This is a genomic window from Desulfobulbus sp., from assembly GCF_031547805.1.
Taxonomy (GTDB): Bacteria; Desulfobacterota; Desulfobulbia; order Desulfobulbales; family Desulfobulbaceae; genus Desulfobulbus.
In genome coordinates this window covers 62352-79797 of the sequence record NZ_JAVBRQ010000026.1, presented here as the reverse complement: position 1 = coordinate 79797, position 17446 = coordinate 62352, and the positions used below count along the sequence as shown (strand labels likewise).

Below are 17446 nucleotides of genomic sequence, written 5' to 3'. Positions count from 1 at the left end.
TTCCAATTCAAAACCAAATAAATCTTGGCCCGCTCGTTTACTGTTCAGTTTTCAAAGATCAAACGCCTAAACTCACACTTCAATTTAGACTCGCTTGTAACTTCCAACTCACCTTGAGGCGAGATCGATAGTTTAGCAGATTTTCAAGAAGGCGTCAAGTGAAAAAATTCGTTTCGCTTTCCTTTTTCATCGCGCTCATTACCGCAGCAGCGATGAGGCGATCTTTTAACTGAAAGCGAGGGGTGGTGTCAACGAAAATCAGAAAGAAAAAAATGTTCCTTGGTGCACGGAATCGAATTGGGGCCGGGCAGCAAGGGAACAACAGGACGAAAGACGCAACAAAAGGATTATTCTTGCTTGGCGTCAAGCCATTTGGAGAGGGTTTCGACGATTTTTTCCGCCTGGGCGATTGACGAGATGTTGAATTTGGACTTGGTCTGGTACTGGCCGTTTCTTTTCTGATATCTGCGGATGGTAAATTTATCCGCGCTGTATTGCTGTGTATTTTTGTCGAAATCCCGATAGCGGAACAGGATGGTGGTCCATGATCCCTTGGAAAGGACTTCCTTGTCGATTTCCTGGACGAGCAGGATGCCCTCTTCTTCGTAGTTAACCGTCAAATCTTCCACATGTTCTGCCATATGGTCACCGTTGTCGTTGGAGATGAATGATGAGGCCGTTACCGGAAACAGGCAAACCTAGCGCAAAGTCCGGACAACGGCAACAGGCATTTTGCCGGCAAGGGCCAGAGAAGACTTTCAGTGCTCGAATTCATATTTAATGTCGCCGCCACTGTGCGATGCACCGGTCTCGGTGAGAAAGGAGAAGCCGTTGCCCAGGGTGTAACGGGTATTGAAACTGCCCGATTCTTTTACCAGGTCCTTGCCATAGCTTACGTAAAAATCGGGGGTCAGCCAGCTGCCGAAGACCAGGGAAAACGAATCGTAGTCTTCGCCCGCGTCCAGTTTGATCTCGTCGATCCTGGTCAGTTGCTTGAGGTCTTGGAAGTAGGATGCCATTCCTCCTAGCCCGACTTTTTTGGCCGCAGTGCCGATGAAGCCGGTGTCCTGTCTTGTTTCTCCGCCAATGGCGGTGCTTTCCAGCAGACTGGTTATGATGGCCGATTGTTCCAGAACCGGACTCGAGTAAAAATGCATCTCCGGTTTTTGCAAAAAGCCGCTCACCAGTACGCCGGTGGTCACTTTTTCCTCTTTTTTTTCGCTGCGCAGTTCTATGCCCGGATTGGTCAAGGGGCCGCCGGCAAAATGAAGGCGGCCAAGATCGATTTTCAGCCGCCGGCCGTAAATCGTGAACGAACCGTTGTGCACCGCGAGTGTACCGTTGCCGGTCTCGGGTCGTCCCGGTTGCCCGTTGAGTTCCAGTTTGCCGACAATGGTTCCCTTGAGACCGTAGGCGTCGATGCGGACGTCATCGCCGGCGACAAGCGTGATATCGGTGAACAGCGGCGTGGCCACCGTGTTGTCGGAGGAAAGATCCGGCTCGTCGACAACGACCATGTCGTCCGAGGCCGAGGTGGCCTGATGGAAATCGATGGAGGTGATTCGCGCCCGAGGGATTGTGACCGTGCCCCGCACCTCCATCTTCTGCGGTCCGAAGAGCAGGTTCAGATCGGGAGAGACGTCGAGGTCGAGCCCCGGCAGGCGGGCCGCTTTGAAGTTATCGCCCGTGATATGGACATTGTGGATACCGGTGGTCAATTGTTCCCATTGCAGGACGCTTTCCGTACGCAGCATGCCTCCGCCCGATTGGGCAGCGGCAACCAGCCGGGTGCTTTTGCCGTCGCTTGCCATCTTGAGTTGCAGGGGGGACAGGGTGATGCCCAGCGGCGGAATCTCGGCGTGCCCCTCCGACAGTTCCATCTGGCCGTTTACGACCGGGGCGGTCGGCAAGCCGCTGACAGTGAACTGGCCGCGCAACGCGCCGGTGGGTTGAACCATTTGATCGGTCAGCATGGCCAGGGGGCGCAGATCCTGGAGATTGAGCCGGAGCGAGCCGTTGACCGGTGCCCGCAGGAAGGTTTCCGGAGCAAAGGGAGCGCCGGTCGTAGTCAATTCGGCATGGATCGCGCTGGCATCGGCGAATTCGCTGGCAAGCGTTGCCTGAAGTTTGTTGTCGTCGTATCGGGCTGCGAATGTGTTCTTTTTCCAGGTCAATTGGTGGGTGCCATCATCCGGCAGAGGAATGTGAAGCTGCATGCCGTCGCTGGATGCGGTGATTTTCCCGGTTACCAGGCGCGCCCGTTCGCCGGTCAAATCCACCTCTGCGTTGAGCCGGCCGGCAAGCGGCCAGGCGATCAGGTGGTTTGCCGCCAATAGCTCCAAGGACAGGGAGGAGGCGGTGCCGTGCACGCGCCAGAGCCGGGGTGCCGGTTGCCAGGTGGCGTCGACGCAAAGAGAGCCGGCCGCGGCCGATTGTAGGCACAGCGGTTTGATCTCGCCACTGTCGGCGGCCAGAGTCAGGGCGGTCGGCTGGCGTTGCTGCCAGTTGCCGTATTCCCGGCTGGTCAGGTGGCTTCGGCTGAGCGTAGCCTGCCAGCGGTTTTCCTTCAGCGCGCCCTGTACCAGGAGTCCGGTGGCAAAGGCTTTGTTTTCGGCGCTTAGTTCAAGGGTATGCTCCTGGAGCGATCCCTTGAGCAGCAAGCGGCTCGCATCCACCGCGACCGAACCAAAGCGCAGTTTCCCGGCCCGGGCCAGGAGTTCGAGGCCCCCATTGCCGGCAAGCGCGCCCTTGGCGTCAATATCTATGGTTTGGAGAGCGTAGTCGCCCAAAGAAAGGTTGTTACCGGTTAATCGTGCATCGAGCCGCGGCGTTGCCCGGGGGCCTGCAATCCGGGCCAGGGCCTTGACCGAGCCTTTGGCACCGGGCCAGAGTTCGGCCAGATTGTTCGAGTCAAGCCGCAAATCGAGATCGACGGTTTCGTCGATCCTGCCGTTGGCTCGCAACACCGAATGGCCGCTTTTGACGCTGAGTTGCGGGATCTTTATCCGGTCTCCGGCAATCGACAGCTCGCCGTTGCCGGTCAGGGGAAAGCCGCGCAAGGTCCCTTGCACCGACGGCACGGTGCAGATGGCCTGCAATCCCTGATCCGTGGTTTGGCCGGAGGTGGTGAGCGAGCCGGTGAAATCGCCGGGCCAATCCGCAAAGAAAAGCCCGGGATTCAGGTGGCTGCCGCTGAGCTCGGCCTGCCAGGAAAAGAGCGGCGTCCAACTCAAGTTCGCCTTGGCCACAAGCCTGGCCGGACCGTAGCCGAGGTTGAGGTCGTCGATGACAAGGCCGTTGGCATTCCCCTTGAGGTCGGCGGTGAGCGTGCTCAGGGCCGAGAGCGAAGGCACTCCTGCCTGCGATTGCACATGCAGCGCATAATCGTCCAAGGTGCCCCGGCCCTCGATCTCGACTTGGGCAAATCGTTGTTCCGGCCAATCGCGGCTGATGGCGGACAGGACCAGTTCCGGGGCGGAAAGCCGGGCCTGCCAGGTGGTGTCGGCGGCCAGGAGGCGATCGAGGTGGCCGTCGACACGGGCAGGGAAGGGGGCTTGGGCCGTCGCTTCTATGAGCAGGCCGTTGAGCGGCCCCTTGATCGTTCCGTGCACCGCCATGGGTTGGTATCCATCCGGATGTGTCCTGAAATCGACCTCCAACTGCACGGGATAGTCATCCTCGGTGCGCAGTCCTCCCTTGGCCTGTAAGGTGAACGCCTCGCTGGCCAGCGACAGGTCGGCGACCTGGATGGCGGTGTGCCGGTAGGCAAGGCCGTTGGCCGTGGCCCGGACAATGGTCCAGATCTCTTCCTGGTCGGAAAAAATGGCGATCTTGTCCGCCAGGACCGTGTCGATCGTCAGTTCAAACGGCAGGGAAAAGGGAGCGAGGATGGTTTCACCGGTGCTGTCGCCGAGCAGAATCCGCACATCGCTTCCCCGGATGGAGCGGACCCGAAGCTGGCCGTCCAGCAGCCGCGCGGGGTCCCAGGCCAGGTCGAGGTGGGCGATGGTCACGGTATCGGTCCCGTCCGCATAGCGGAGTTGCTCCAGGCGGATCGTTCCCAGCAGGGTGCCGGAGGCGGAGCCGATGGTCAGCAGGCCGGCACTCAACCTGTTGCCGGCCAGGATCAGGCAGCGAAGCCCGGTTTCGGTGCCGGCCAGCCACAGGAGCAGGGCTGGGACGAGGACCAGGAGCAGGCCGGACGTCCGGAGCAACCATTTGCCTTTCATAAATCCGCCCCCATGGAGAAATGGATGCGCCAGGTGCCTTCCTCGTCAAGGGCCTTGGCCAGGTCCAGGCGAATCTGGCCGAAGACGCCGTTCCAGCGCACGCCGATGCCGGCGCCCGAATGAAGGCGCATGGTGGAAAAATCGTTGGTGGCGGTGCCGCTGTCGTAGAAGATCGCGCCGCTCCAGGCGTCGAACAGCATGCGCTCCAATTCCACGCTGTAGGTGAGCAGATTCTTGCCGCCGATCACGTTGCCGTTGGCGTCGACCGGACCGATTTTCTTGTAGCCGTATCCGCGCACGCTTTGGTCGCCGCCGGCGTAGTAGCGCAGGGTCGGCGGCAGGGCGTAGATGTCGTCGACCAGGGTGGTGCCGATTTCGCCGCGGCCGAGCAGGCGCCATTGATCGAAGAAGGAGTAGATGACCTTGGCCCGCAGGGTCGGTTGGAGAAAAGAAGTGTCGGCCAGCAGGGTTTCCTCGCTGCCGATCACGGTGGCGGAGATGCGGAGGCCCCGTTTGGTGGTGATGCGGTCGTCGGCCCAGACCACGCTGCCCTTGAAGCCGGGCACGACCAGGCTGTCCTGGTTGGTTGCTCCCGGGCCGGTACTGTAGCGTTCGTCGAGGAATTGGACAAAGGTGGAATATTCGCCCCATTCGCGGAAATGGTCGCGGCTGATGGTGGCGTTCAGGGTTTCGGTTTCGGTGTTGTCGAATTCCTCGGTCTCGTATTTGCCGGTGAGGGCGATTCGGTCTTTGCTGGGATTGCCGACGGGAATGCTGTAGGTGCCGCCGAAATTGCTTTTCCGTTGCGCCGGCTGTAGCTGCATATCCAGCTGATGGCCAAAGCGGTTGACGTAGCGATTGGTGTATTCCAAGGTGCCACGGGCGCCGGTGTCGGTGCCGTAGCCCAGGCCGATGCCGTATTTGTGCGCCAGATTGGGAGTGAGGGCCACCTTGATCGGCACCTTGTCGGCAAGGGTGTGGTCGAGATCGTAGTCGAGGTCCACGGTCTTGAAATAACCCGTGTTGAACAGGGATTGCCGTAACCGGGTCAGGGCCTTGGGGGAAAAGGGATCGCCTTCGCGGATCGGCGAAATCCTGCGCAGGAGATCGTGGTCGATGATATTGGTGTCAAAGGCGATGGGCCCGACGAGAAAGCGAGGCCCGGTGTCGAGATCAAGCCGCACCAGGGCGCTGCGTTTTTTCCTGCTGATCTCCACCCTGTGGGAGCGGAACATTGCCCGGTGATAGCCGTTTTCCAGGGCGGCGGTGATCAGCGCATCCTTGCTGTTCTCATAGACCTGATGATCGAGCACCTCGCCTTGATGAACGGGAAAGCGCCGGATCGCCTCCTGCAGGCGCCCGTCGTGCTCTCCCGGCCCGGACAGGGTGATGGCCACCTCCGCCACCGTGACCGGCAAGCCCTTGTCCACCTTGATGTCCACCTGGCGGACGCCATCTTGCCCTTGCTGGTCAAGCGTGATTTCCGGGGTATAGTAACCGAACGGTTCCAGTGCCTCGGCGGTTTCCTGCCGCGCCTTGCCGTATAGCCGGGTGAAGAGGGCATCCGAAGGTGTTTCGTCGTCCGGGAGTCTGACCAGCGACAGGTGGCTGCGAATATTCTGGAGTTGCTGCTCGTCGATGTCGCCGGAAATATTCACCTTGATGGCCGGTTGGGCGGCTGCGGGCTGGATCCCGGCACAGACGGCCAGGATCAGGGCGGTCAGCAGGGGGCGGCCCCCAAAAGGCAAGGGAGGAAAAACAGGACAGCAGAGCCGGATCCCGCGGGAGCGGCCGCTTGGTTTTCGCGGAAGAAACAGGGGCGCGAACAGACGCAACAGGGGAAACCTCATGTCGGAGTCTCTGTTGCGACCGGTTTACGGGATGCCATGATCCCTGGTGAGACGGGTGGTGGAATGGCTGCCGAGCATGACGCAATGTACAGCGTCGTTCTTTTTTTGGAAAGAATTGTTTTGCGCGGCCTCCGGGACGAAGGCCGCGCAGAAAGACGGACAGGCGGCCGGCGCGCTTGGTTATTGGCGGGTGAAGGCCAGGCGGCTATCCTGCTGCCGGTCGATGAGGATGTGGTCGCCTTCGGCAAAGCGGCCTTCCAGGATTTCCAGGGCAAGCGGATCCTCGATATACCGCTGGATCGCCCGCTTCAGCGGCCGGGCGCCGAAGGCCGGATCGTAGCCGGTGTCGACCAGGAACTGCTTGGCCTCCTTGGTCAGGGTCACCTTGTATTTGCGTTCGGCCAGGCGCCGGGCCATCCGCTTGATCTGGATGTCGACGATGGCAAAGAGATTATCGCGGGTCAGGCCGTGAAAGGTGATGATCTCATCGATACGGTTGAGAAATTCCGGCTTGAATTGGCGGTGGAGCAACTCGTCGATTTGTCGGCGCATGGCGGCGGGATCGGTTTGGGCCATCTCCATGATGACATGGCTGCCCAGGTTGGAGGTCATGATCAGGATGGTGTTCTTGAAGTCCACGGTCCGCCCCTTGCCGTCGGTCATCCGGCCGTCGTCCAACACCTGCAGCAGGACGTTGAACACGTCGGGATGCGCCTTTTCGATTTCGTCGAGGAGGATCACCGAATAGGGTCGGCGTCGCACCGCCTCGGTGAGCATGCCGCCCTCGTCGTAGCCGACGTAGCCCGGAGGGGCGCCGATCAGGCGGGCCACCGAATGCTTTTCCATGTACTCGGACATGTCGATGCGGATCATGGCCTGTTCCGAATCGAACAGAAAATCGGCCAGGCTGCGGGCCAGTTCGGTCTTGCCCACGCCGGTGGGGCCGAGGAAAATGAAGCTGCCCAGCGGCCGGTCCGGGTCCTGAAGCCCGGCACGAGCCCGGCGCACCGCGTTGGCCACCGCCACAATCGCCTCCTTCTGGCCGATCACCCGGCCGCCCAGGGCCTCCTCGGCGTGGACCAGCTTTTCCTTTTCGCCTTCCAGGAGCCTGTCCACCGGAATGCCGGTCCATTTGGCCACCACCGAGGCCACATCCTCGGGGGCGACTTCTTCCTTGAGCATCTGGTGCTGTTGCTGGATCTCGCTCAGCCGGGCGTTGGCCGCGTCCAGTTCCTTGTGCAGCTGGACAATCCGGCCGTAGCGGATCTCGGCCACCTTGCTCAACTCGCCGGCCCGCTCGGCCTGTTGTTCCTCCATGTGGGCCTGATCGATCTTGGCCTTGATGTCGCGGATCGATTGGATGATGTCCTTTTCCAGTATCCACTGGCCCTTCATCGCCTTGAGGCTGTCGTCGAGATTGGCCAGATCCTCGCGGACCTTGGCCAACCGTTCGCCGGAGGCCGGATCCTTTTCTTTCTTCAGTGCCTCTTGTTCGATCTCCAGCTTGATTTTTTTTCGCTCCATCTGGTCGATTTCAGTGGGCATGGAGTCGATCTCGATCCGCAGGCGTGAAGCGGCCTCGTCGATGAGGTCGATGGCCTTGTCCGGCAGGAACCGGTCGGTGATGTAGCGGTTGGACAGGGTGACCGCCGCCACCGTGGCTGCATCCTGGATACGGACGCCGTGGTGGACCTCGTACTTTTCCTTGATGCCGCGAAGGATGGCAATGGTATCCTCCTCGCTGGGTTCCTGTACCAGGACCGGCTGGAAACGGCGTTCCAGGGCCGCATCCTTCTCGATGTATTTGCGGTATTCGTCGAGGGTGGTGGCGCCGACGCAGTGGAGCTCGCCCCGGGCCAGGGCCGGCTTGAGCATGTTGGAGGCATCCATCGAGCCTTCCGCCGCCCCGGCACCCACCAGGGTGTGAATCTCGTCGATGAAGAGGATGATCTCGCCCGCCCGCTTTTCCACTTCCTTGAGCACCGCTTTGAGCCGGTCCTCGAATTCGCCCCGGTATTTGGCCCCGGCCACCAGGGAGCCGAGGTCCAGGGCGATCACCTGCTTGCCGTTCAGGGTCGAGGGCACGTCGCCGTTGACGATGCGCTGGGCCAGGCCTTCGACGATGGCGGTCTTGCCCACCCCCGGCTCGCCAATGAGTACCGGGTTGTTCTTGGTCCGGCGCGACAGCACCTGGATGACGCGGCGAATTTCCTCGTCCCGGCCGATCACCGGGTCGAGTTTGCCCCGGCGGGCCACATCGGTCAGGTTGCGGGCGTATTTTTCCAGCGCCTGGTACTTGTCTTCCGGATAGGGGTCGGTGACCCGCTGATTGCCCCGCACCGTCATCAGCGCTTTGAGAAAGGCATCGCTGGTGACGCCGTGGCGGGTCAGCATGGCGGTCGCCTTGAGCGACCGGTCGGCCAGCACGGTCAAAAACAAATGTTCCTGGCTGACGTATTCGTCCTGCATGTTGGCCGCGGTCTTGAACGCCTGCTCCAACAGGTTTCTGAATGTCTGCGAGGCATAGGTCTGGCCGGCGCCGGTGCCGCTGACCTTGGGCAGATTGCCGATCAGCTGGTTGGTTTCGTTGAGGACGAGGCTCGGGGTGACGCCCATCTTCTGCAACACCGGCACCACCACTCCGTCAGGCTGCTCGAGAATGGCCTTGAGCAGATGTTCGGGCTGGATCTCCTGATTGCCGGCGGCTTGGGCCAGTTGATGGGCGGTTTGAATGGCTTCCTGGGATTTAAGGGTAAATTTGTCGAGTTGCATTCTCTCTTCTCTCCTTCTCTGCCATGGTATCGTGCATGCTGAGGCTTGATATCTTCATCCGGAAGGAGACGATAAGATTGAACAAAGCCGCGTCAAGAATTTGGCACGGCCACGGTGCTCTTTTTCGGACAGGCACAAAAAAAACCCCTTGTCGGCTTCGACAAGGGGTTTTTTGCAACGGAAAGCAGCGCTCGGTTCAGCCGCAGGAACCACCACAGGAACCGGAACTGCAACTGCCGCCACCACCAAGGGCGTTGGCGGAAGTGATGGAGAAACCGGAACGGTATCCGGCGTCGATGAAATCGACCTTGACGGCCCCGCATCTTTCCAGCAGATCGCCGTCCACCAGAAATTTCAGACCGCCTTCCTCAAACGCTTTGTCGCTATCTTTTGGCTCATCCAGAGCCAAGCCAAGGGATGGGCCACTTCACCCACCCTGCATCAAAGCGACGCGGATGGCAGAACTGATCTTGTTCTGCTCCAGGTAAGCCTTTAAATTATTTACAGCAAGCGCTGTGACTTCAAACATTCATGCCTCCTTTGGTTATAATCCTCCTTGCCCTCAAGAAAGGAGTAATATGATATGGTTGCAAGAGTAAAGCGCAATCAGGGCGGCGTCAACCCTGATGCGCCAGGAAGAACGCATCCGCAAAGAAAAGCCAGGGAGGTGCCGGCTCGACGCTGGGAATGCTGCCCTGGCAACCGGGCAGAATACCGGGGAAAGATGCCGGTCCGCTCCCGGCTTGGCGGAAAAAAGATTGTCAAAGGGCAGTGGGCTATCTACAATCATAATTTAATTGAGATAGTGGCAGCAGAACAAATTTCACGATGGGAACATCATGCAGAAAAAATTGCTCATATCGACAGGCGGCGGCGATGCGCCGGGTTTGAACGCTGTCATCTTTGCCGTGGTCAACTCGGCGACCAGGAAAGGGTGGGAGGTGTACGGCAGCAGATCCGGATATGGCGGACTCATTGACCGGGACGACCTGATGCGGTTGATGCCGGAGGACGTGGAAGGCATCCTGTCGCAAGGCGGTACCATTCTCGGTTCCACCAACAAGGGCAACCCTTTCGCCAAGCCGGTGGAAAACCTGGCGGGAGAGGTGCAGATAGTGGATATATCCGACAAGATTTTGGCGAATTTCAACCGGATGGGATTTTCCTGCCACGTTGCCGTGGGCGGCGACGGCAGCCTGGAAATTGCCCACCGGTTCGCCCAAAAGGGCATGCCGGTGATCGGCGTGCCCAAGACCATCGACAACGACCTGGAGGCTACGGACCGGACCTTCGGTTTCGATACCGCCGTTTCGACCGCCACCGACGCCATCGATAAATTGCACTCCACCGCCAAATCCCACGACCGGGTGATGGTGGTCGAGGTCATGGGGCGCGATTCCGGGTGGATTGCCCTGTATTCGGGGATTTCCGGCGGCGCCGATGTCATCCTCATCCCCGAGGTCCCTTTCAAGCTCGATTCGATTTGCGCCAAGATCAGCGATAACGAGCTGCACGGCAAGCACTATTCGATCGTGGTGGTGGCCGAAGGCGCCCGGGTCGAGGACGGCGAGGTGATCAACAAGGGGCAAGGCGAACTGGGGCGCTCCGAGGTGGTGCTCGGCGGAGTCGGCGAGTGGGTGGCCAACCAGATTCGCCAGCGCCTGGGCAAGGATACCCGTTCGCTGGTGCTCGGTCATCTCCAGCGCGGCGGCTCGCCTACGACCTTTGACCGTCTGCTGGCCCTGCGGTTCGGGGCGGCCGCGGTTCGCATGGCCGAGGCCGGCATTTTCGATCACATGGTGGCCTGGGTGCCGCCGACCATGACCGCAGTGCCCATTGCCGAGGCGATCCGGCGGCGGAAAAAGATCGATCTGGAAAGCGACAAGGTCCAGACCGCGCGCGATATCGGCATCTGCTTGGGCGATTGAGCCGTCTCCGTCGAAAAATGGCAACCACCGACCGGCTACGCGAGATTTACGACCGCATGCTGGCCCATTGGGGGCCCCAGCATTGGTGGCCGGCGGAAACCCCGCTCGAGGTGATGGTGGGGGCGATCCTCACCCAGAACACGGCCTGGAAAAACGTCGAGCGGGCGATCGCCAACCTCAAGGGGGCGGGGGTGCTGTCGCTGACGGCGCTGGCCGAGCTGCCCACCGCCCTCTTGGCCGAATATATCCGGCCGGCCGGTTACTACAACATCAAGGCCGGCCGGCTCCACAATCTTCTGCACTTCATCACCGATCACCACGGTGACGATCTCCAATCCTTTCTCGCCCAGCCGCTGCCGCAGTTGCGGGAGCAGTTGCTTTCGGTCAAGGGAGTCGGCAGGGAAACCGCCGACTCCATCCTGCTCTATGCCGCCGGCCTGCCGATATTCGTGGTCGATGCCTATACCCACCGCATCCTGGTGCGCCACCAGGTGATCGACGAGGATTTCGGCTACGAGGCCATCCAAGAGTTGTTCATGGACAATCTGGAGTGCGACGCGCAACTCTACAACGAGTACCACGCCTTGCTGGTGCGGGTCGGCAACGTCTATTGCAAGAAAAAGAATCCGGCCTGCGCGGCCTGTCCGTTGCAGGGGATGTAGGCGAGCGGCTTACTGCGGGGCGGTTTCCTCGCCGGGACGGTTCGAGGCGGGCGGTGCCGGCGGATGGCGTTCGTGCCAGAGCAATTTGCGGCAGATGCCGCGGATCATGCTGGCTTCCTTCTTCTTCAACTGCACCCGGCCGAGAAACTGGCGGATATTGCGCATCCAGTAGATGCGGTTGGTATCCTGGAGGAAGGTGATCTCGTTCAGGGCCTCCTCGATGTGTTCGTACATGCCTTCCAGATCGAAGGAGTTGGCGAATTCCGACTTGGGGACGGCGGCAAAGGGGCGGGGCTGCACGGCGGTGTACAGCTCGTAGCAATGGATGGCCACGGCCTGGGCCAGGTTGATCGACGAGAAGCCGGCGGTGGGAATGGTCGAGGCGAATTGGCAGAGATCGAGATCCTCGTTGCTCAGGCCGGTGCTTTCCGGGCCGAACATCAGGCCGATTCGGCTGTCAGCGGTCTGTTGGGCAATGGCGGCCATCACCTCGCGCGGGGTTTGGTCTTCCGGGCGGTGCCGGCCCTGGCGGGCCGTGGTGCCGACAATGAGCTGGAAGGGGGCCGCGGCTTCGGCCGTGGTCCGGCAGACCCGCATCTCCCGGATGAGGTCGGCGGCCTTGTGGGTCGCCATTTTCAGCATCCGTTCCTGGTCGAACTGTTCCTCGCTGACCACCACGAGTTCGTTGATGCCGAAATTGGAGGCGATTCGGGCCGAAGCCCCGATATTTTCCGGAAACTTCGGCCCCACCAGAATAATCCCGACCTGGCCGAGACGATCGGAAGAGGATTGACGATTCATTGACAACGCGGTCCGGGCGGCCGATCAATGGCCGGTCGATTGCTCCAGTTCCAAGGCTTTTTTCGAGGATTTTTCCGAGCCCGGACTACTGGTGGTCATCCGCTTGAAAAAGGGGATGATGCCGCGTTCCGCCCGCTTGATTTCCTCTTCGGCCTCCTTGACCGTGATCTGCCAGGCCGGAGCGAATCCCGGCGATTTCTCGAACATGATCTCGATCGCCTTCTGGTACACCTGAACCTGGCGCAGTTCCTGGCGGCCGGGTTTCTGGTTGAGCACCTGGACCATGTTGCGCAGGTTGTCGCGCTCCTGCTTGAGCCGGTCGAACTCGCCCTTGCGCCGTTCGTTTTCGGCGGAATCGATCTCCAGCTTGGTGTGCAGGTGCTCGCGCAGCTTTTTCATGTTGGTGTTCAATTCCCGGGCCTTCAGCCAGCCACGGGCCCAGAGGCTGGCGGCGACCAGCAAGCCGATGCACAGGCCCCGCAGAAAGGGATTGGAAAAAATCTCCCCGATCCAGCTACTGTTTTCCATGATTTTTCCCTCGGAAGAAAAAGGATGCGGAGTCGAGTCGTCTCTCCCGCATCGGATGATGTTGAACGGTATTTAAACGCATCATTTTTATTTGAATCGCCGGGGTTCGTCAAGCAAAACCAGGGAAGTCCGCCGTCGTGGGCGATTTAGCGGGGCGCCAGCGAAAAGGCAAGCCGTTTGGCCGAAAAATCGACCTGTTCGAGCCGCACCAGAACCCGGTCGCCCAACTGGTACATCCGGTTGCTGGCCTCGCCGATCAGGCGGTAACGGCGGCTGTCGTGCAGGTAGTAGTCGTCGGTCATGCTGGTCAGCGGCACCATGCCGCTGATATACGAATCGTCCAGGGTGACATACAGGCCAAAAGCGGTGACGCCGGAGATAATGGCGGCAAAGATCTCGCCGACTCGGTCCATGAGCAGCAGGCACGAGCAGCGGGCGTGGGCATTGCGTTCGACATCGATGGCCTTGCGTTCGCATTGGGAGAGATGGATGCCGGCCTCGCCCAGGTCGGCTGTCTTGGCCGACACTGGCCGGGCATGGTCTGGGGCGTGCCCGCTCAGCAGGTTCGCGAGCACCCGGTGGGCCACCAGGTCGGGATAACGGCGGATCGGCGAGGTGAAGTGCAGGTAATAGGGGGCGGCCAAGCCGAAATGGCCGTTGTTTTCGGGGGAATAGCGGGCCTGCTGCATGGTGCGCAGCAGCAGATTGTTGACGATGTACTCGGCGGAGGAGTTGCGGGCCTGCTCGATCACTTGAGCAAACCAGGCCGGATTGACCTCGGATTGGGGCAGGCGGAAGCCCAGCGCCTTGGCCGCATCGGTGAAGACCTCCAGCTTGGCCGGATCGGGATATTCGTGGATGCGGTACAAAACTGGATGCCTGGCCTTGGCCAGGGTTTCGGCCACGGCCTCGTTGGCCGCCAGCATGCAGTCCTCGATCAGCATGTGCGCCCGGTTGCGTTCGGCCAGGCTGATGGCGGCCACGGTTTCCCCGGCCAGGGTCACCTCCGGTTCGGGAATGTTGAACTCCAGACTGCCGCGGGCGAGCCGGCGTTTTTTCAAGAGTTCGGTCAGAGTGCTGGCCTGCTCGAGCATCGGCACCAGTTCGTGGTGAACGGCGCGGGCCTGCGGCTCGTTAAGGTACAGCAGCCGGTTGATTGTGGTGTAGGTGAAGCGCTGCCGGCTGCGGATCAGGCTTTTGGTGTAGCGTTCGCCGATGCGCCGGCCGGTGGCGTCAAATCGGAGGATGGCGGTGAAGGCTGGCCGGTCCTGATCCGGAACCAGGCTGCACAGATCGTTGGACAGCCGTTCGGGCAGCATGGGCAGGACCCGGTCCGGCAGGTAGACGCTGGTGCCGCGGAGATAGGCCTCCCGGTCGATGGCCGACCCGGTTCGGACATAGTGGCTGACATCGGCGATCGACACATACAGGACGAACTGGTCGCCGGATCGTTCGACGCAGATGGCGTCGTCGAAATCGCGGGCGGTTTCGCCATCGATGGTGACATGGGGGAGATGGCGCAGGTCCTGGCGCCCTTCGTCGCAGGCGGCCACTGGCTGGAGACCGGCTGCCTCGGCGTCGACCTCGGCCGGGAAACGTTCCCGCAGCCCGCCCTGGAGAACGGCCATGCGGATCTGGACGCTCGCGGTGCGGGCATCGCCGAGCAACTCGACGATCCGGCCGCAGGGGCCCTGCCGTTCCGAACCGTAGTCGACGATTTCCGCCATCACGGCCATGCCGTCGCCGGCCGCCAGGGTATCGTTGCGGCGGATCAGGAGGGTTGCGGGAAAACGGTCGTCGTCGGGGGTGACGTAGCCGCCGGCCCCGCTGGCGGTGAAGATGCCGCAAATTTGCGTCACGGCCCGCTGGAGGATCTGGATGACCCGTCCTTCCCGGTGGCTCCGGCCGCTGCCGGTGATCGCCACCAGGATGGTGTCGCCTTGGCTGGCGCCGTTCAGGTTGTGGGCGGCGATGTACACGTCCTTGCCGCCTTTGGCTTGCTCCCCCTCCGGGATGGCGTAGCCGAATCCCTTGGCGGTGAGGTCGAGGGTGCCGCGCAATCGTTCCTGCCCGGCGGCAAGGGCAAAACGCCTGCCTTTCTTGTCGATGGCGCGTCGCTCGAGCAGTTGGCCCAGCACGGCGCGCAGCTGGACCAGTTCATGCCGCGAAAGGCCAAGCGCTCGGGCGATCTCGGTTTCGTTCAGGGCTGTGTTTTGTGCGGCGAGCAGGCCGAGGACCGAAGCGTGGAGGGCAGACGATATGTTTTTTTCCCGTCCGGGAGCTCGGCGTTTTTTCGTGGCCGTTGCCAGCGGCTTCCGGCCACGGCTAAATCTTCTGGACATCTCTTTTCCGTTGTCTGTGGGGTGAATACTGTGAAATTGACCGGACCGCGGATTTTCTTTGTCCGCGGGAAGGGTGTCTGCTAAAGTGCGAACTCGCACTTTCGTCACGACCATACACTATTTTGGCGGTAAGAAAAGAAAAAGCCGGAGAGACAGGGACGACTCCAGATGCAGTACGTGAAATACGATCTTGATGCCTACCGCCAAGTCATGCGGTCCTTTATCGGCGACGGGCCGGAAACCAAGGTGTTCTGGGATGCGCTCGATTTCGCCGACCAAGCCCATGGCAGCCAGTGGCGCCGTTCCGGCGATCCCTACATCATGCACCCCTGCTCGGTGGCCCGGATCCTGGCCGAGGAGCTGGATATCCGCAATCCGGAAATCCTGGCCGCGGCCTTGCTGCACGATACCGTCGAGGACGTGGAGGAGGTCACCGGCCAGGTGATCCGGAGGAAATTCGGCGCCAGTGTCGAGGCCATCGTCGAGGGCTGCACCAAGGTCACCCATTACACCGGCGACCGCCAGAGCTTCAAGAAGCTGGTGCACCGCAAGATTTTCAGCGGCGCGGCAGCCAAGCTGGAGGTCATGGTAGTTAAACTGGCGGACCGGCTGCACAACCTGCGCACCCTTTCCAGCATGCCCAGGGACAAGCGGCAGAAGATCGCCGACGAGACCTTGGACATTTACGCCCCCCTGGCCACCATCCTGGGACTGTTCGCGATCAAGCGGGAATTGTACAACCTGGCCCTGGCCTATAAATTTCCCCGGCAGGGCAGCCGGTTGCAGATGCATATCAACAGCCTGCGCAGCGATCCGGACGTACTGCAGATTGTCGACAACGTGCAAAAGGCGCTGGCGCGGGAAGGGCTCGAGGGCAGCGTCAGCCTGCGCACCAAGGGGCTGTGGGGCTATTACGATGTCCGCAACCGCATCCTGATCAAGGAAATCGAGATGCCTCAGGAATTCCTGGTTCTCATGAAGACCAGGGGCGGCTGTTACCAGGCCCTGGGGGTGCTCAACGAGATTTATCCGCCCATCCCCCGCACCATCCGCGATTTCATCGCCAACCCCAAGCCCTCGGGCTACCAGGGATTGCACGCCAGGCCCAATATCAACGGCCGGAAATACCTGTTCAAGATCCGCACCGAGGAGATGGCGCGCCGCGCCCAGCGCGGCATGGTCCGCGATTGGGGGGGGGATAGCAAGGTTAGTGCGAAATTTTTCAAGGAAATTCAGGAGATGTTCGATATTCTCGGCAGCGACGATTCGGTCAGCTACCGGGATATGATCGCCGCCAGCGGCCGCAAGGAGATGTACACCTACACCCCCCAGGGCGATCTGGTTTGCCTGCCGGTCAATTCCATCGTGCTCGACTTTGCCTTCAGGGTCCATACCGCCATCGGCCATACCTGCCTTGGCGGCATGATCGGCAATCGCCGGGTCGGTCCCGACTATCAACTGCGGGACGGCCAGGTGGTCAAGGTCATCCGCCGGGAAGGGCCGGTGCACTTCGATCCCGCCCTGCAGGTCCTCTGCCAGACGCCGAAGGCCCGCTCCGAGCTGGCCAAGGCGTTCCGCTTGCGGCGGGAGCAGGTCTCCCGTCAGATCGGCGCCTCGCTGCTGGCCCAGGAGGTGCGGCGTTACGGCGTGCCGTACGAGGTGACCGAGAAGGAGGGCATGGCCGATATCCTGGCCTATTTCGACATCGAGTCCATGGACGATCTGTTCCTGCAGTTGGGCGAGGGACGGGTGCGACTGCGGGAGTTGATCTATGAGATCCGGAACGGGTTGTACGTCGGCCGGCCGACCCTGTATCAACCCACCGGCGTGTTCAACCGGGTGGACCTGACCACGCTCGACCCGGTGGTGATCAAGTCCTCGGCCTGCTGCAAGCCTGGCCCACTCGACAAGGGGGTGATCGGCCTGTTGAGCGAGCGCGGCCTGTCCCTGCACCGCAAGGACTGCGGGCAATTGCGAAAAATCAATTTTCAGCGGGAAGACGCGGTGGAGGTTCGCTGGAAGCTGAAAAGCACGAAAATCGAGAAACCCCAGCGGATCATCGTCATCCAGGCCAGCCGCAACAGGTTGTTTATGCTCCTGTCGGTGGCGCCCGAGGAAATGAAGGTGATCGATATCGTCTACCTCGGCAAGGGAACGGCGCCGATAGGCGACTGGGAAATTCATTTCCAGGTGGCGAATCTCTACGGGCTGAAAAAAGTTGCCCGCCATTTTTCCCGCTCCGAGCTCCAGTTCGAGTTTGAGCTGGAGCCGTGATTCCAGTTCCCAATCAAACACGATGTGATCCGAACCGAAAAGCTTGGCAGAGGCCAGGCG

General features: G+C 60.9%; 11 protein-coding genes. 3 read left to right on the top strand and 8 right to left on the bottom strand.

What is annotated here, in order from left to right; all coding sequences use genetic code 11:
* Nucleotides 1–347: 347 nt before the first annotated feature.
* The 5 genes from RMR13_RS09260 to RMR13_RS09240 all read right to left on the bottom strand — a co-directional run bounded on the left by RMR13_RS09260 (nt 348) and on the right by RMR13_RS09240 (nt 9380).
* Nucleotides 348–641 carry a hypothetical protein gene (locus RMR13_RS09260; RefSeq protein WP_310600358.1) on the bottom strand — a complete coding sequence of 98 codons (294 nt, stop codon included), beginning with the start codon at nt 639–641 and terminating at the stop codon, nt 348–350.
* A gap of 117 nt (nt 642–758) precedes the next feature.
* A complete protein-coding gene (locus RMR13_RS09255; protein WP_310600357.1) occupies nt 759–4229 on the bottom strand; it encodes a translocation/assembly module TamB domain-containing protein in 3471 nt (1156 codons plus the stop codon).
* Nucleotides 4226–6079, bottom strand: coding sequence for an autotransporter assembly complex family protein (locus RMR13_RS09250; RefSeq protein ID WP_310600356.1), 1854 nt, complete (start codon nt 6077–6079; stop codon nt 4226–4228). Before RMR13_RS09250 ends, RMR13_RS09255 begins: the two co-directional genes overlap by 4 nt.
* A gap of 180 nt (nt 6080–6259) precedes the next feature.
* A complete protein-coding gene (gene clpB, locus RMR13_RS09245) occupies nt 6260–8851 on the bottom strand; it encodes an ATP-dependent chaperone ClpB (RefSeq protein WP_310600355.1) in 2592 nt (863 codons plus the stop codon).
* Between the two features lie 196 nt (nt 8852–9047).
* Nucleotides 9048–9380, bottom strand: coding sequence for an IscA/HesB family protein (locus RMR13_RS09240; protein ID WP_310600354.1), 333 nt, complete (start codon nt 9378–9380; stop codon nt 9048–9050).
* A 310-nt stretch (nt 9381–9690) separates the two neighbouring features.
* On the opposite strand from RMR13_RS09240, the gene RMR13_RS09235 reads away from it, so the two are divergent.
* Both RMR13_RS09235 and RMR13_RS09230 read left to right on the top strand, forming a co-directional pair.
* Nucleotides 9691–10779: a 6-phosphofructokinase gene (locus RMR13_RS09235; RefSeq protein ID WP_310600353.1), complete on the top strand. Its 1089-nt coding sequence runs from the start codon at nt 9691–9693 to the stop codon at nt 10777–10779.
* Nucleotides 10780–10796: 17 nt separating this feature from the next.
* Nucleotides 10797–11441: an endonuclease III domain-containing protein gene (locus RMR13_RS09230; protein WP_310600352.1), complete on the top strand. Its 645-nt coding sequence runs from the start codon at nt 10797–10799 to the stop codon at nt 11439–11441.
* 9 nt (nt 11442–11450) lie between these two features.
* Here RMR13_RS09230 and RMR13_RS09225 read toward each other — a convergent pair whose 3' ends face one another.
* The 3 genes from RMR13_RS09225 to rnr form a co-directional block, all read right to left on the bottom strand.
* The gene (locus tag RMR13_RS09225) at nt 11451–12242 is read right to left on the bottom strand and encodes a TrmH family RNA methyltransferase (protein WP_310600351.1); all 792 of its coding nucleotides are present in this window, start codon (nt 12240–12242) and stop codon (nt 11451–11453) included.
* Nucleotides 12243–12266: 24 nt separating this feature from the next.
* Nucleotides 12267–12770, bottom strand: coding sequence for a hypothetical protein (locus RMR13_RS09220; RefSeq protein ID WP_310600350.1), 504 nt, complete (start codon nt 12768–12770; stop codon nt 12267–12269).
* A 146-nt stretch (nt 12771–12916) separates the two neighbouring features.
* Entirely contained in the window at nt 12917–15112 is a 2196-nt protein-coding gene (rnr, locus tag RMR13_RS09215) for a ribonuclease R (protein ID WP_310600349.1), read from the bottom strand.
* Between the two features lie 168 nt (nt 15113–15280).
* Between rnr and RMR13_RS09210 the strand changes: the two genes are divergently transcribed.
* Entirely contained in the window at nt 15281–17386 is a 2106-nt protein-coding gene (locus RMR13_RS09210; protein WP_310600348.1) for an HD domain-containing protein, read from the top strand.
* Nucleotides 17387–17446: the final 60 nt, after the last annotated feature.

Excerpts from the sequence above, each read along its gene's own strand:
- RMR13_RS09220 (WP_310600350.1), bottom strand. The coding sequence starts at position 12,770 with ATGGAAAACAGTAGCTGGATCGGGGAGATTTTTTCCAATCCCTTTCTG.
- RMR13_RS09250 (WP_310600356.1), bottom strand. The coding sequence starts at position 6,079 with ATGAGGTTTCCCCTGTTGCGTCTGTTCGCGCCCCTGTTTCTTCCGCGA.
- RMR13_RS09255 (WP_310600357.1), bottom strand. The coding sequence starts at position 4,229 with ATGAAAGGCAAATGGTTGCTCCGGACGTCCGGCCTGCTCCTGGTCCTC.
- RMR13_RS09230 (WP_310600352.1), top strand. The coding sequence starts at position 10,797 with ATGGCAACCACCGACCGGCTACGCGAGATTTACGACCGCATGCTGGCC.
- rnr (WP_310600349.1), bottom strand. The coding sequence starts at position 15,112 with ATGTCCAGAAGATTTAGCCGTGGCCGGAAGCCGCTGGCAACGGCCACG.
- RMR13_RS09225 (WP_310600351.1), bottom strand. The coding sequence starts at position 12,242 with ATGAATCGTCAATCCTCTTCCGATCGTCTCGGCCAGGTCGGGATTATT.
- clpB (WP_310600355.1), bottom strand. The coding sequence starts at position 8,851 with ATGCAACTCGACAAATTTACCCTTAAATCCCAGGAAGCCATTCAAACC.
- RMR13_RS09210 (WP_310600348.1), top strand. The coding sequence starts at position 15,281 with ATGCAGTACGTGAAATACGATCTTGATGCCTACCGCCAAGTCATGCGG.
- RMR13_RS09260 (WP_310600358.1), bottom strand. The coding sequence starts at position 641 with ATGGCAGAACATGTGGAAGATTTGACGGTTAACTACGAAGAAGAGGGC.
- RMR13_RS09235 (WP_310600353.1), top strand. The coding sequence starts at position 9,691 with ATGCAGAAAAAATTGCTCATATCGACAGGCGGCGGCGATGCGCCGGGT.